12 protein-coding genes are annotated in these 15,521 nt (G+C 48.5%); 7 read left to right on the forward strand and 5 right to left on the reverse strand.

The window, feature by feature from the left end; all coding sequences use genetic code 11:
• Positions 1-63: 63 nt before the first annotated feature.
• Entirely contained in the window at positions 64-2,973 is a 2,910-nt protein-coding gene (locus ACYVAD_RS14740) for a TonB-dependent receptor domain-containing protein (RefSeq protein ID WP_461140270.1), read from the reverse strand.
• A 281-nt stretch (positions 2,974-3,254) separates the two neighbouring features.
• Between ACYVAD_RS14740 and ACYVAD_RS14745 the strand changes: the two genes are divergently transcribed.
• Entirely contained in the window at positions 3,255-4,616 is a 1,362-nt protein-coding gene (locus tag ACYVAD_RS14745; RefSeq protein WP_461140271.1) for a Gfo/Idh/MocA family protein, read from the forward strand.
• Positions 4,617-4,628: 12 nt separating this feature from the next.
• Here ACYVAD_RS14745 and ACYVAD_RS14750 read toward each other — a convergent pair whose 3' ends face one another.
• Complete coding sequence (locus ACYVAD_RS14750) at positions 4,629-5,516, reverse strand: FAD:protein FMN transferase (RefSeq protein ID WP_461140272.1); 888 nt, start codon at positions 5,514-5,516, stop codon at positions 4,629-4,631.
• 130 nt (positions 5,517-5,646) lie between these two features.
• Between ACYVAD_RS14750 and ACYVAD_RS14755 the strand changes: the two genes are divergently transcribed.
• Positions 5,647-5,847, forward strand: coding sequence for a hypothetical protein (locus tag ACYVAD_RS14755; RefSeq protein ID WP_461140273.1), 201 nt, complete (start codon positions 5,647-5,649; stop codon positions 5,845-5,847).
• A 70-nt stretch (positions 5,848-5,917) separates the two neighbouring features.
• Here the strand turns inward: ACYVAD_RS14755 and aroC are convergent, their stop codons facing one another.
• Together aroC and ACYVAD_RS14765 are read right to left on the reverse strand one after the other, a co-directional pair.
• Complete coding sequence (gene aroC / locus ACYVAD_RS14760) at positions 5,918-6,991, reverse strand: chorismate synthase (RefSeq protein ID WP_461140274.1); 1,074 nt, start codon at positions 6,989-6,991, stop codon at positions 5,918-5,920.
• A 54-nt stretch (positions 6,992-7,045) separates the two neighbouring features.
• Entirely contained in the window at positions 7,046-8,500 is a 1,455-nt protein-coding gene (locus ACYVAD_RS14765; protein ID WP_461140275.1) for a BatD family protein, read from the reverse strand.
• Between the two features lie 90 nt (positions 8,501-8,590).
• Between ACYVAD_RS14765 and ACYVAD_RS14770 the strand changes: the two genes are divergently transcribed.
• Positions 8,591-8,797 carry a hypothetical protein gene (locus ACYVAD_RS14770; RefSeq protein WP_461140276.1) on the forward strand — a complete coding sequence of 69 codons (207 nt, stop codon included), beginning with the start codon at positions 8,591-8,593 and terminating at the stop codon, positions 8,795-8,797.
• A gap of 62 nt (positions 8,798-8,859) precedes the next feature.
• Here the strand turns inward: ACYVAD_RS14770 and ACYVAD_RS14775 are convergent, their stop codons facing one another.
• Complete coding sequence (locus ACYVAD_RS14775; RefSeq protein WP_461140277.1) at positions 8,860-10,254, reverse strand: MBL fold metallo-hydrolase RNA specificity domain-containing protein; 1,395 nt, start codon at positions 10,252-10,254, stop codon at positions 8,860-8,862.
• A gap of 323 nt (positions 10,255-10,577) precedes the next feature.
• Here ACYVAD_RS14775 and ACYVAD_RS14780 point away from each other — a divergent pair, with 323 nt between their 5' ends.
• The 4 genes from ACYVAD_RS14780 to ACYVAD_RS14795 all read left to right on the forward strand — a co-directional run bounded on the left by ACYVAD_RS14780 (position 10,578) and on the right by ACYVAD_RS14795 (position 15,500).
• Entirely contained in the window at positions 10,578-11,741 is a 1,164-nt protein-coding gene (locus ACYVAD_RS14780) for a sll1863 family stress response protein (RefSeq protein ID WP_461140278.1), read from the forward strand.
• A gap of 86 nt (positions 11,742-11,827) precedes the next feature.
• Complete coding sequence (locus tag ACYVAD_RS14785) at positions 11,828-12,346, forward strand: gamma carbonic anhydrase family protein (RefSeq protein WP_461140279.1); 519 nt, start codon at positions 11,828-11,830, stop codon at positions 12,344-12,346.
• Between the two features lie 30 nt (positions 12,347-12,376).
• Entirely contained in the window at positions 12,377-12,997 is a 621-nt protein-coding gene (locus ACYVAD_RS14790; protein ID WP_461140280.1) for a HupE/UreJ family protein, read from the forward strand.
• Between the two features lie 106 nt (positions 12,998-13,103).
• Positions 13,104-15,500 carry a M1 family metallopeptidase gene (locus tag ACYVAD_RS14795; RefSeq protein ID WP_461140281.1) on the forward strand — a complete coding sequence of 799 codons (2,397 nt, stop codon included), beginning with the start codon at positions 13,104-13,106 and terminating at the stop codon, positions 15,498-15,500.
• The last annotated feature ends 21 nt before the right edge of the window (positions 15,501-15,521 follow it).

The raw sequence follows: 15,521 nt of genomic DNA on the forward strand, positions 1-15,521 counted from the left end.
CAAATGTGAGGTATAGTAGTTGGTTACGCTTCTCGTAAATCAGCTGCTGATTGATAAAAATCGTTACTCGATTAATAAGCTAATGTAGTATTGGCTACCAATGAGTGGATTTCCCCAGGACTGCCGATACAGGTTCCCCAGAAGATTAGTCCCTCCCAGTTTTAGCGTTGACCTATACTGCTTCAATTGCTTGTTGATCTGCGCATCTAAAGTACCAAAGGCTGGAATAACAGTCTGCCGACGGTTGAGGGCTTCAATGTTGGCAAAACTCGACTCCCAGACAAACGCATCCTGGTGTCTCCAGACCACGCTAAATCCGATTCCGGTCTGCTGAAAATTCCGGTTTCCAAACGATACGTTGTACCGGTATTTAGGTGTGTTGAAGTTTGTTATAAATCCGTAGGGAATTTTATCACTGTTCAGTAGCGTATTGAAAGACACGTTGCCCCCCACAGTGAAGTTCTTGGGAAGTATATAGTCAAGACTGACGGCCCAGCCTGCATTTTTCAGTTGAATGGGTGCATTAACCGGAAACGTGTAGACGTTACGCGTCGTGTTACTCAGCAATGATAAGGGGAAACCACTTCCCCCCGGCGAATTATCCTGAGCAACGGCCTGTGACCCTTCAAAATTGAGAAAGCGATTGTAGTAGTAGTATGCATCAATAAACAGACGATTTTTGAGCAGCGCCTTGTACCCAATCTCATACGTTTCTACCCGTTCCGGATCGTAACCAGGATTTACAAACCACTCTAGCAAGGTACTAGCCTGAGCTGGGGATGTCCCGTTTTGTACTGCACTGGCGAAGGCTAATACCGACGTAGAGGTATAGATCGGGTTACCAGCAAAGTTATATTTCTGCGCAAAGACAGGTAATCCACCGACCAGTCGGGCCGTTGGTGTATTCAGGTTTATGTACTGAGACTGCGTTGTTGGGATCCGAAACCCCTGTTGAAAGGAGGCCCGGAAATTATGCACACCCGCAACGGTCACCACCGTTGATAGCCTGGGGCTAAGCTGTGGTTTAAAATTCTGATTCTTATCGTACCGAATTGACCCCGTAAGTTTTAGTACGTTCGCTATCGTTTTAGCGGCCTGTGCGTAGCCGCCAAATTCATTAATTGTGTATTCGGAACCGTCTTCTTTTGTCAGGAAAATAGTACCGTTCGAATTGAGTGCGTATCGCCTGACATTTCCCCCAACGATCAGTTCCAGCGTTGATGGCTTAATCAGCTTGTTGAAGTTATACATGAATTCACCGTGGTACAGGTTTGTCTTGTCCACAAACCGAGCCCCTACCCCCTGGTCATCACCAGGAATTGGTTTGGTAGCCACCGTCTCAAACGCTTGTTGAAAGGCGGCACTGCCCGGTTCGAACCGACCGTTGTCGGCAATACCGCGTGCTACGCCCAGCCAGGCATTCTGTTGGCTATTGACAAAAGCCTGAGCACTAGCCTGGGCGGCTGCGGCTGATTGACCACTACTGACTGCTCCCAGATAGGACTGAGCATAACCTAGTAAGGCGCTCTGGGCGTAACTGCCAAAAAGTTGGGGAAACCACCCGGCGACACTTCCTTTCCAGGCTTCATTAATACCCTGCCCAAGGATACCAGTGGCATATGCGTCCCCTGATCGTTCCTGCGTAGTGTAGGCCCGAACGAAGAAATTAGCTCCTTTCAATTCCAGCTTATACTGCCCTAGCGAGAAGCCTTTGATGTAAAATCGATCGATACCCGTGTAGACTGTCGTGCCGGTCCCCCAGTTTGCCTGCCCAATCAGTTCCACTGCGTCATTAATACGATAGTGAACAGCCCCACTCAGTTTCAAATTACTGATTTTGTAGTCAATCAGATCCTGCTCCCGGTAGCCGGTACGTGAAATGGTTATGTTGGGAATAATAGTGTTAAAAAGCTGCTGTGGCGTTTGTCCAGTCAGTTGCGGTAAGGTTTGGTTATTTGCCAGTGGAATCTGCGTACTCTGGATTAATCCTAAGAGCTGCGAAGTACCATTCGCGCCCGTACCTGGTTGACCATTGCCGTACAAACTGCTATACAAATTGGCGCTGGCGTCCCCATATACGTTGATACCATCGTAACCGGGGTTATTTTGCTGGTTACCGGTTTCGAGCGTATAGCCATTTGCGAAGCTTTGATCACGATAATCGGTCGCCTGCCAGTCGGTAGCTTTCAAGTAAGATACATTGGCTTTGACCGCTAGCTTATTATTAAATGCTTTCGCGTACCGAACTGCCAGATCGTAGTAAGGCGTAACGGCGGTGCTCCGGTTGGACGCGTTCATGGCTCCGGCTTTTACCTGTGCGCTCAACCCTTGGTACAAAAACGGACTTTTTGACGTCATCAGCAACAACCCATTGATCGCGTTAGGACCATACAGAGCCGAGGCCGCCCCTGGCAATAATTCGACACTCTCCAGATCCAGTTCTGATACACCAGCGATGTTGCCAATAGAGAAGTTAAGCCCTGGAGCCTGATTATCCATTCCGTCGACAAGCTGCACAACCCGTAGGTTTCCATTCGCGCCGAATCCCCGAACATTGACCGAACGAAACGTAAGACTCTGCGTACCCATATCAACCCCTTTCAGGTTACTCAACGCATCATAGAACGTAGCAGCGGGCGTCGACTGAATAGCCCGCAAGTCCAGCTTTTCAACCGATACCGGCGATTTCATTACGTTTTCTTCCACTCGTGAAGCAGCCACCACTACTTCCTGTCCCAGTATGGGCTGTTCCCGCAACTCAATAGTAAGGTTAGTTTGATCGGAGGTAATCGTTCGTTCCTGAGTCTGAAAACCAACGCCCGTAATCGCAATAGTGAATGGAGTTGGAACAGAGGTCGTCAGTGAAAATTTACCGTTCTCGCCAGTGATCGTTCCTGCCACTTTGCCTTTGACAGCAATACTAATTCCGGGTAATACCTCCTGTCTAACAGCATTAATTACCTTCCCCGCCAAGCGAGTTTGAGCAGTAGTAGGCTGATAAATACAAAGGCAAAAACATAGGCAGGTGATCCAACTAAAGGTAGACAGTTCTTTCATCGGTTATGAATATTCGTTGGTACAGTAAAGATCATTCATTTATAACTAATTACGCCCTTTAGGCAACTAAGCAATTCGATTATAAAGTAAGCAAATGACCGGTTCCTAGTTTTTAAGGTCGGATTTATTTTAGGGTAGTAAATCGTGCCAGTCCTTGTCTTTCTGTTTTCGATCAGGATATCAAACTGCCACGTAATATGAGCACAGAAGAGAACAAGCTCCCGGAAAATACCGGCCGACGCGATTTTATTAAAGCCTCTAGCCTATTGACTGGAGGGGCCATCTTGAGCAGCCTTCCATTTAGTAGCCGGGCCGCTGGCTATTATTTCACAGCGAACGATACGATCAAAGTAGCGCTGATCGGTTGCGGAGGTCGGGGAACGGGAGCCGCTCAACAAGCGCTGAATACTAAGCAAAATGTAAAAATTGTGGCAATGGCCGACGCTTTCCGCGATCGACTAGACGATGCCTACAAAGCCTTGATGGGCCGCAACCTGAAAGCTGCCGACGGAACGCCCAAAGTAGTGGTTCCTGAAGAGAATAAGTTTGTTGGCTTCGACGGTTATAAGCAAGCGATTGCGCTGGCTGATGTTGTTATTCTGGCAACGCCACCGGGCTTTCGGCCCAGCCATTTTGAAGAGGCTGTTCGGCAAGGCAAGCAAGTTTTCATGGAAAAACCCGTCGCTACCGATGCGCCAGGCGTTCGGCGGGTGCTGGCAGCGGCCGAAGAAGCTAAGCGGAAGAAACTAAACGTAGTCGTTGGTCTGCAACGTCGTTATCAACCCAACTATCGCGAGGTAATGAAGCGCATCCACGATGGTGCTATCGGTGATATTGTTGGCGGTCAGGTGTACTGGATTAGTGGTGGCGTCTGGCAGAAGCCTCGTAAGCCGAATCAGACTGAGATGGATTACCAGATGCGCAACTGGTATTATTTCAACTGGTTATGTGGTGATCACATCAACGAACAGCATGTGCACAACATCGACGTAGCAAACTGGGCCAAAAATAGCTACCCCGTTTCTTGCCAGGGTACGGGTGGCCGCCAGGTTCGAACGGGAAAAGATTACGGTGAAATTTTTGACCACCACATCGTTGATTACGTCTACGAAGACGGTACGACGATCAACAGCCAGTGTCGCCATTACGAAGGTACCTACAGCAAGGTTGATGAAATGTTTTTAGGCACAAAGGGAAAAATTGATTCGTTCGAGCCGAAGAAGAGCGTTTTGATGTCTTATACGGGCCAGCCTATTTATACGCACAATAGTAAAGCGGATGGCAACCCTTACCAGATTGAACACGATGAGTTGTTTGATGCCATAGCCAAGGGTGAATACAAATTCGCGGATGCCGAACGCGTTGCCAAAAGTACAATGACGGCTATTATGGGCCGGATGGCTACTTACTCCGGCAAGGTAGTCAAATGGGACGAAGCGCTAAATTCTCAGATTGACCTCTTCCCCGACAAACTGGCCTGGGACGCGATGCCGAAAAGCCTGCCTGATGCCAACGGTATGTATCAGATTGCCGTACCAGGCAAAACGATCACGGTTTAGCCGATTAATCTATCAGTTGAAAGGGGATGACTGCCACTGCTGCAGTTGTCCCTTTTTATTTTCAATGATGTGTACACTGATACCGGGAAATTGACGGAGCATCTTCTTACGTTCACCCGGACGGGCTACACTGAAAACTTTGGTAAGAGCATCTGCCCGATAGCCATCTGGGGCCAATACAGTTACTCGCATAAAACGCCGTATGCCTAAGCCGGAATACGGGTTCATGATGTGCGAGTACTTTCTGCCTTTATATAGCAGAAATCGATGGGTGTCGCCGGATGTAGTAATAGCGGCATTCGTCAATAGCAACGTCGTTTCTTTACCATTCTTGTCGGGTACAGCAATGCGCCATCCTGTAGTAGCTGGTGGTGCGGCACTGACCAGAATGTCTCCTCCTATATCAAGTAGCGCTGATTTTACGCCCAGCTTGTCCAGCACTTTACGTCCTTCGTCGATGGCAAATCCTTGCCCAATGCCACCCACATCCAACCGCATACCCGGTTTTTTGAGAAATACCGCATGTCGTTGAGAATCTAGTTTCATCAATCGATAACCGACTGATCGACGCGCCCGACGTCGTTCCGCTGAAGAGGGGAATTCGTTACGTCGAACAGCCCGGCGCCATAGTAAAGACAATGGGCCGATGGTAGGATCAAACCGCCCATTGGAATGTATGGCAATGTACTGCGCCTGTTGTAAAACGTTGAATAAATCGGCCGAGACTGGTACCCACCGGCCAGACCCACTGCTTTCGGATAGTCGGTTGATTTCCGAACCGTCCATATAATCACTCATGACCTGATTGAGTGAATCCATCCGTGCCGAAACAGCGTTGTTAATTCGATTGGCGGTCAGGCTATCCGTTGTGTAGAAGACTAGCGTAAATTGCGTTCCCATAAGCCCGCGATGAAACTCGAATCGCTGCAAGGAGGACTGTGCTAACGTAACAATTGGCAGACAAAAACCTGTCAGCCACAGCGTTGGTTTACGTAACAGAAAGCTCAATAAGCTGATTAAGGAAACGCGTATGGTCACTATCAAAAATAAATATGTTCTGCTAGCAGCCGGATTTTGGCTAAGTGGTATTGTGCTACTGCTGCTTGGGTCTGTTTACAAAGGACAAGCTTGGGCCGGAACACTGCTAAGTGTCGGTATTATCGGGCAAGCCATTGGCTTCGGCTTTTTGGGCTTTGCCATCATGCAGTCGGTTTTCCGTAAGAAGGAGTAGCATCAACGCTACCTTTTCTTACGGAAAACCAAAATACCTACAAGTGTTCGATCGCTTTGAGTGACTCAACCTAAGCAACGCGATTACGGAGATACATATCGGCTAATACTAGTGCAGCCATTGCCTCAACAATGGGTACAGCACGAGGGACAACGCAAGGGTCATGCCGGCCTTTTCCTGATACGGTCACCGGCTGCCCGTTAACATCGACGCTATCCTGGTCCTGCATGATGGTAGCAACTGGCTTAAACGCCGTCCGAAAATAGATTTCTTCCCCATTGCTAATACCGCCCTGAATACCACCCGACTTATTGGTTTTTGTACGAACACGCCCGTCAGCATCGGTGAAAAATTCGTCGTTATGCGTAGATCCGTATTCCTCCACGCCTGCAAAGCCGCTGCCGTATTCAAACCCTTTAACGGCGTTGATGCTTAGCATTGCCTTACCCAGCTCAGCGTGTAGCTTATCAAAGACGGGTTCACCCCATCCGGCTGGTACCCCAGTTACGACGCAATCAACCACCCCACCAATGGAATCTCCTCGCTTACGCGTCTCATCGATATACTGAAACATCTGTTCGGCCATAACCGGATCAGGGCAACGAACGGCGTTCTCTTCGGCCAGAGCAAGATTTAGTGTCGAATAACTTTTTTCCAGTTTCATCGCCCCAACCTGCGATACGTACGCCTGAATCTTAACTCCCAGTTGAGCCAATAAGAGTTTAGCTACCGCCCCGGCGGCAACACGGGCTGCCGTTTCTCGGGCTGACGAACGTCCCCCACCCCGATAATCACGCGTACCATATTTAGCCTGGTACGTGTAGTCAGCGTGTGAAGGCCGGAACTGTTCAGCAATATGGCCGTAGTCTTTGCTACGCTGATCTGTGTTGCGAATCAATAGCGCAATAGGCGTTCCCTGTGTCTTTTCCTCAAACACGCCGGACAGGACCTCAAACTCGTCAGCCTCCCGCCGTTGGGTGGTTATGCGTGACTGTCCTGGTTTACGCCGATCCAGTTCGTGCTGAATGAAATCAAGATCGAAGGCGAGACCAGCGGGACATCCGTCAATCACAACGCCGATTGCGGGGCCATGCGATTCGCCGAAGGTAGCTATCTTAAAAATTGTTCCGTAAGTACTGCTCATAACTAGTCGGCAAGGCCGAGTCTGGACAAAATTCGCTGACTGCCAGCGATTGGGTCATTTTCTAAAAAAGACAAAAATCATCCCTATCAGCATAAAAACAATCAGAAAATTCGCAATAATTCGAATTATGGTTGCTGCACTAATGGGTTGATCGGTACTATCAAGTTGGGCCAGGCCCTTGTAAATCGAGCCAGGGCCAGTGTTTTGGTTCGTATTGGTTAGAGTTGCCATCGAGTCGGCCGGTAGATCCTGTCCTCCGCTGCCCACTCGTAATCGAAGTCCTGGACGTAACGTATCATACCGCTGTGACTGTGGGTCAAAAAATATCCACTGGAATCGGTTAGCCAGCGAAATAACTCCGTTCTGGTGGGGTACAATGAAATACGTAAACGTTTTTCGCCCCGTTACCCGGTCATCTTGCCGGTTGATGATTTGCCGCTCTTCAGGCGGAAATATGTCGGCGCTATTCGTTTCGTTTAGTAGCGTCGGTGGTGTCAGCGTAGCAATGTTTCCTTCACCCGCAATCCCGAATCGATAACGAACGCTCTGTCCCACCTGCACTCGCTGCCGCTCCAAGCTCTCTTCCAATCGGAACGTACCGACGGCTACACGACCACGTAACGGATGTATCGGTAATGCTTTAACAGCAATCGTCAGAGGAGTACTTGCGAATGAAATAGTCTCGGGCTGGGACGCTGGCGGCCCAATAATAGGGCGTCGACTTAACTGCAATGATACTGATGGGATACGAATGGGGCGGTTAGCCAACGGAAAAAAGATAGCCTGATATATCCTGTACTCTCTGAATTTCTTACCCCCGATCGTTACGTTGGTTGGTTTCAATTCCGAAATGTTCAGGTTTTCTTCCCAAGCGTTAACGGGCCTTATTTTTTTCGTGATGATCTGAAGCTGCCGGTCGAGCGCCGTGAAGTCGAGAATGTACGGATAATTATCAGCCACGAAAAAGGATAATGTCAGGGCAACACCTTCCCCAGTATAGATGCTATTCTTAGAAGGACGAAGCAATAAAAAAGCGGCTCCGGCGGGGGGGGTAATTTTAGTTGTCGCTGTCGCCGAATTTGGCTGGCTGGTTGCTGCCGTCCCCCGAACAGTTAACGTCATCCCCTCCGATCGAATCACTTCATCGTTAATAGTCAAACTAAATGGCAACAACTGAAACTGGCCCGTAGCTTTTGCCTGATAGCTTTGCGTAATGACCTGACTGGTCACTGTTTTACCGTCCACCTCACTAGTCGTTACGCTGGCAGATATCCCTTTTTTGGTGAAACCTGGAATATCAGGAAAAGCGATGCTGGGCCTTGTCTCACTCCCTGGAATAATCACCGTAATAGTAAAGGGCCGTTCAATCGAAAAAGTAGTCTCACCGAATTCAATAACTGATACATTGTCAGCTGATTGACTTAAAACAGGTGCAGAAATTAAAAAAAATAGTACAAATATTAATTTTAATAATACAAATCCAAAGCTAATTTTACAGCAACAAATCACAGTAGATGGCGTTACAGGTTTAGTTACGTCTGCTACTTACAGACCAATAAACCTTTCTTTTTTGTTGATTCCTTAAACTGATTAACTGTTATGCTCTCAATGCTTGAATACATCAAAACGATCCTTCAGAAGGTGAGTTTTGATAAAGCACTGTTCGAGAAAGAACTGGCGAAAGCCATTCAATTGCTTACGATGCCTGACGAAGTTAAACAACTTAAACGGTGGTGTTACGCACAGTTTGGTAAAGTATATCGTATTGTCCTGAATCGCTGTTTTTCCCGTGTGCAATTTACGTGAAGTTGCTAGTCCATAATTCAACAAAAAACCTCGGCTCATTCAAGTCGAGGTTTTTTGTTGAATTACAATGTAACTTTCTCTCGCATGTCCGGAATAGAAACGTTCTGAAAGCCGGCTTCATACAATTTTTCCCGCCAGATTAATTGCTTATCATAATCGCCGTGTACGAGAAAGACATGTTTGACTTGGCTCGCGTCCTGACAGCTTAAAAACTCAAGCATCTCGTTATAGTCGCCATGCGCCGAAAAGGAATCCATTATTTCGATGGTAGCCGCGACCGTATATTCTTCACCAAATATAGTAACCTGCCTCTCGTTCCGCTTGAGTGCCCCGCCAAGACTATTAGGTGATGCGTAACCCACCAATAGGATCGTTGTGCGCGGGTCTTCGATGTTATTTTTGATGTGGTGTTTGATACGACCAGCCTCGGCCATTCCTGACGGCGCGATAATGATACAGGGTTCATCACGACCATTGATTGCCTTTGACTCTTCTACGTCCGTCACGTAATGCAGACTTGGAAAACTAAAGGCATCGCCATCCTTTTTGACATACGCCAGAATCTCAGGGTTGAAATCCTCTTCATGATCCCGCATTACGTCCGTTGCTTTCACTGACATTGGGCTATCGATGTAAACCGGCAACCGGGGTAACTTACCTTCGCTTGACAGTTGATCCAGCGCGTAAATCAACTCCTGAGTCCGATCAACGGCGAAAGCAGGTATCAGCAGCTTCCCACCATTAGCCAAGCACGTTTTTTCGACAATACGTAGCAGGTGTGCTTTCACATCTGGCTCTTTCTCGTGCAGCCGATCGCCATAGGTTGACTCGCAGATGATATAGTCAGCTTGTGGAAACGGATCAGGTTTACGCAGGATTTTATCTTCTGGCCGGCCAATGTCGCCACTGAAGAATAGCTTCTTTTCGCCCTCCTTCTCCCGAATGGTTAAGCTGATAGCAGCACTGCCCAACAAATGTGCTGCGTCGGTCAGTAAACCGGTTACCTCCTCGCAGATGCTGAACGGCTGGTTGTAGTTGACCCGCTGCATCTGAGCGAGAGCTTTTGTTACGTCGTCTTCGTCATATAATGCTTCAAGCTCAGGTTCTCCTCGATACCTCCGACGTTTGTTAACGCGTTCCAGATCCCGTTCCTGAATTCGGGCGCTATCCATCAGCATAATCTCGCATAAATCGACGGTAGCCGACGTGGTAAAGATTGGCCCCTTAAATCCCTGCCGAACTAATCTGGGAATCAGACCAGTATGATCAATGTGAGCATGGGACAAAACCATGTAGTTGACCTTTTCAGGATTGAAGCCAAATGTTTGATTAAGCTCATCAGTATTGATTCCCTGGAATAGCCCGCAATCGAGAAGAATTTGAGTGCCCTGTTCGGTCGTGATCAAATGTTTACTACCTGTTACGGTGCGGGCTGCACCAAAGAATTGAATGGTCATTTTGGTTATCTATGTTGGTTCAGAGTCCTTTTTCAGACTACCTGCCTAGCTGCACAAATGTTTAAAGCAAAGCTCAGATCGAACTAGAATAGCAAACTACCTAACAAATAGCTATGATACTGATTGTCACCGTTCAAGGCTTGACTATTGCATAATTTTTCGCTCAGAGAGCAAACATATTTCTTTCTTAAGTCGTCTTTAGTATGATGAGTTGAGAATCAGTTCCAAGTGATCAACTCATTTATGGATTATTCTTCTAAAGTAGGGACCTGCTATGGAGTGTAGTTCGGGAAAAGATACCAACAACAAATTTTACTAACGTTATGAAAAGGAAAGTACTAGTAGTAGGAGCCCTGTTGGCTACGACCTTGAGCCTATCATCATGCGCTTCGTTTGAAGGCTGGCTCTATGGCGATTCTAAAAATAGTCGTCAGGACATGGTCTCCCGCGAGGAGATGGATGACTACAACGATGACCGCGGTCGCGACGATGATCGCAACCGCGACAGAGACAACAGCCGTGACTCCCAAAACAGATCTGAGTCAAGAAACCGGGAAGGCGGATTGTTCGGTAGCCGCAACTCGCGCGATGAGTCACGCAACCGGTCAAACCGCGATGAGTCGGATAATTCAAGAAACAACGATTCGTATCGTAACCCATACAACCGCTCCGACAATTCATACGGAGATCGGCCAAGTCGTATGTCAGGCGGTGACTCATACGACGACCGTAATCGGGACCGTGATTCACGTGGTTCATACGACAATCGCTCTGGCGATAACGATCGTGATCGCTATTCTAACAACGATAACCGGGACCGGTATAACGATCGCGACAGAGATTACCGGTACGATGATCGGGACAGAGACCGAAATGATGACCGGCGCTACAACGACCGGGATCGTAACGATGATAACCGCAACAGTTACCGCTCTGACGATCGCCGTGACCGCGACGACCGGCGTGATCGCAACGATGACCGGGATCGTAATGACAACCGGAGCGATATGCACGATGATCGCAACGACATGCGTGATGATCGGGACAACCGGGATCGGGACGATCGTCGGGAACGCCGGGACATGCGCGATGACCGGGATGATCGGGACCGGAACAACGACCGGGATCGGGACCGGAAAGACAGAGATGATCGGGACAACCGGGATCGGGATGATCGCAAAGACAACGACAAGTACAGCGATGACCGCCGTGATCTAACGAATCGAATCTCGGACCAGATCGATCAGCTTGACGACAAGATTGACGAAGCAAAAAAAGAAGGCCGGAACGAAAGCCGGAAAGAGCGGCAGAAACGCGAAGACATGGTGAAAGACCTGCAAGATAAACGTCGCCAATTGTCTGACTCTTATTACAAAGTACAGCGCTCTGGCGAAGATGATTTTAAGAAAGTACGTCGCGAAACCAATAAGATCGTTGATGATATCGAAGATTCTCTAGAGAAGGCAGTCGATAAAATAAAAAAATAAGATTGCTGGTAAGCACGTAAAAAAGGGCAACAACTCAGTTTGAGTCGTTGCCCTTTTTTTTATGGTCTGCTGTTTACCTTTGTTTCATGGCTTTGATTGCATCTGTTCGGGGTAACACACCTGAGTTCGGGGACAATTGCTGGTTCGCTCCTAATGCAACCATCGTTGGCGATGTTCACATGGGGCAGGACTGCACCGTTTGGTTTAATGCAGTTATTCGAGGTGATGTTAACTCGATCACCATCGGCGACCGTACCAATATTCAGGACGGGGCCATTATTCACTGCACGTACCAGAAAACGAAAACCGTTATTGGTAACTGTGTTTCCATTGCTCACAACGCCATTGTTCACGGCTGTACTATCGGCGACAAAGTTCTAATTGGCATGGGTGCCATCATCATGGATGGCGCTATCATTGGAACGGGAAGCATCATTGCTGCTGGTGCCATTATCACCCAGAATACGGTTGTACCGCCCGGTACTATTTACGCCGGCAATCCGGCACGTCTGCTAAAATCAGTCTCGTCAGAGCAGGCCGAAGTCTTTATGCGAACCGCTGACAATTACGTTCTTTACGCCAGTTGGTTTCAGGAAACCAATTAATTCTCTATTTCCTCGCACCCCGTCTCACCAATGAATGACTTTCTGATATACCTGCGTTTAGGCTTCGACCACATTACGGATCCAGGGGGCTATGACCACATTCTCTTTGTCATTGCACTTTGCGCAGTTTACACCATTCAGCAGTGGCGGCAGGTACTAATTCTCGTTACGGCATTTACGATAGGCCACTCTATCACGCTGGCACTGGCCACGTTACGTTTAATTCAGTACAAGACTGAGGTTATTGAGTTACTAATTCCAATAACGATCTTATTTACCGCACTGATTAATTTCGGCTACCAGGAAACCCGGTCAGGCATTCGCTCCGTATCAGCTCCCCCCAAACGCGACTTAGGTCGTTATGGATTAGCGTTAGCATTTGGCTTAATTCACGGCATGGGTTTTTCAAATTATCTGCGGAGTTTACTAGGGCGCGAAGCCAATATTGTTCAGCCTCTTCTCGCTTTCAATATTGGGTTGGAGCTAGGCCAACTGCTGATAGTAAGCATTATTCTGACGCTGGCCTATCTGGTGCTCAGCTTCTTCTCCGTTAATCGCCTGCGCTGGACCCTCGCCGTCTCGGGAATTGTAGCGGGAATGGCCATTTCGCTTATCATCGCTAACGAATATTTGGCAGCGTTAATGAAGTAATGTTTGCCGTTCCTACCCGGCTTCTTCATTCTCATCAAAATACAAATCTGGGAGACCTCTTTTTTTTGTATTTTTAGCCCTCCTGTCAACAACTACAATCCAATTTATGCAAAAGATAATTTTGCTCATGGCGAGTTTGGCCATGTCAACATGGTCTGCCCATGCACAAGCGCCCTCCCCCCCGACGCAAAGGGCCAATACTCGCTTTGAGCAGCTTGGCCCGATACTGCCAACTCCTAATACCTTCAGGACGGCTTCCGGAGCACCCGGAAAGGACTATTTTCAAAACCGCGCAGACTATGATATCAAAGTTACGTTGGATGATATCACTCAAAAGATAACGGCCTCGGAAGTCATAACGTATCATAATAATTCTGCCGATGCCCTCCCTTATCTGTGGTTGCAACTGGATCAAAACCTGTTCAAGCCCGATGCGATTGGTAACGTTGCTAAAACGGGCAGCATCAACGCCGAACGGGGCGCTACCGTGCGACAGCTCGACCCTAGCGCGGGCCTTGCGGGGAAAGATTATGGCCACAAAATCACATCTGTACGCGATCAGTCGGGTAAAGCGATCAAGTACACGATTAATCAGACGATGATGCGTGTTGACTTGCCACAAGCGGTAGCCCCCGGCAAGTCAGTAACCTTTACTATTGACTGGAATTTCAAAATTATTGACTCTAAGGCCGTTGGTGGCCGGTCGGGTTATGAGTTTTTCCCGAAGGATGGTAACTACATCTATGAAATGGCCCAGTGGTTTCCGCGGTTATGCGCTTACAATGACGTAAACGGCTGGCAGAACAAGCAGTTTCTGGGTCAGGGTGAGTTCACACTAATTTTCGGAAACTATAAAGTGGCGATCACCGCCCCAAGCGATCACATTGTTGGCGCCACGGGTGAGCTGCAAAACCCAGCACAGGTCTTAACGGCTACCCAGCAAAAGCGCTGGAATGAAGCCAAACTTCGGGGCGATAAACCGGGCGAAAATCCAGTACAAATCGTTACGCAAGCCGACGCTGAAGCTGCAGAAAAAGCAAAACCTGCCGACGTAAAGGGCAGGAAAACCTGGGTTTACAAAGCGGATAACGTACGCGACTTTGCCTTTGCCAGCAGTCGCAAATTTATCTGGGATGCCCTCCAGCCAACAGTTGAAGGCAAGCGCGTATGGGCGATGTCGCTTTACCCAAAAGAAGCGAATCCGCTTTGGGGCCAATATTCAACCCGGCTTGTCGCTCACACCCTGAAGTCATATTCCCGCCGAACCATCGCCTACCCGTATCCGGTAGCTTACTCCGTTCACGGCCCTATTGGTGGCATGGAATATCCAATGATGAGTTTCAATGGCGCTCGTCCCGAAGCCGATGGCACTTATTCCGTGGGTACCAAGAACTTCCTGATCTCCGTAGTCATTCATGAGGTCGGTCATAATTTCTTCCCGATGATCGTTAACTCCGATGAACGCCAATGGTCGTGGATGGATGAAGGATTGAACAGCTTCCTCGAAGGACTGGCTTGTTTGGAATGGGATGCTAATTTCCCTGCTCACGGTATCGACCCGCAGTACATCGTCCCGTATATGCAGCTCGATTCGAATCAGCAAGTTCCTATTATGAGTAGTTCGGACAATATTTTACCGGGCACATTCGGTCCAAATGCCTACACCAAACCGGCCACAGCGTTGAACATCCTACGTGAAACCGTCATGGGCCGCGAGCTTTTCGATTATGCCTTTAAAGAATATGCGCGTCGCTGGGCCTTCAAATCACCCGAACCAGCTGATTTCTTCCGTACGCTGGAAGATGCCTCGGGCGTTGATCTCGACTGGTTCTGGAAAGGTTGGTTTTACGGCGTACAACCCGTTGACCAATCGCTTGCTAAAGTAGAGTGGTTCCAGGCTAGTTCGCAGAACCCAGAGATCACGAAAGCCGAAGCGCGCACAGCAGCCCAGAAACGAGCGAACACCATCAGCAAACAGCGCGATGCATCGACTAAAGGCGAAACCGTTGTGGCCAAAGACAGCACCATGAACGATTTCTACAACAGCTATGACCCATACGCTGTTACGGATGCTGATAAAAAGAAATACCAGGACTATTTGGCTACGTTGTCAGCCGAAGAGCGGGCATTAGCTGACGCAGGCACAAACTTTTATACGCTCTCCTTGCAGAACAAAGGTGGTATTCCGATGCCTGTAATCCTACGTATGGAGTTTGAAGATGGCACGGATTCAGTGGCCCGATTCCCCGCCGAAATCTGGCGCTTTAACGATGTATCGATTAAGAAAGTAATCCCCACGACGAAGAAGGTGAAGCAATGGACGCTCGACCCATTCTATGAAATTGCTGACATCAATACAGAAGACAACTCATTCCCACCGGTAGCCCAGCCAACCCGCTTCCAATTGTTCAAGCAGCAACAGGGTCGGGGCGCAGCCGCACCAAATCCGATGCAGCAGCAACGCCAGGCATCGCCAGCGAAACAGGGCACCGGCCGCAACTAAACAAACCTCCAACTTCCAATC

Source organism: Spirosoma pomorum (assembly GCF_054776615.1).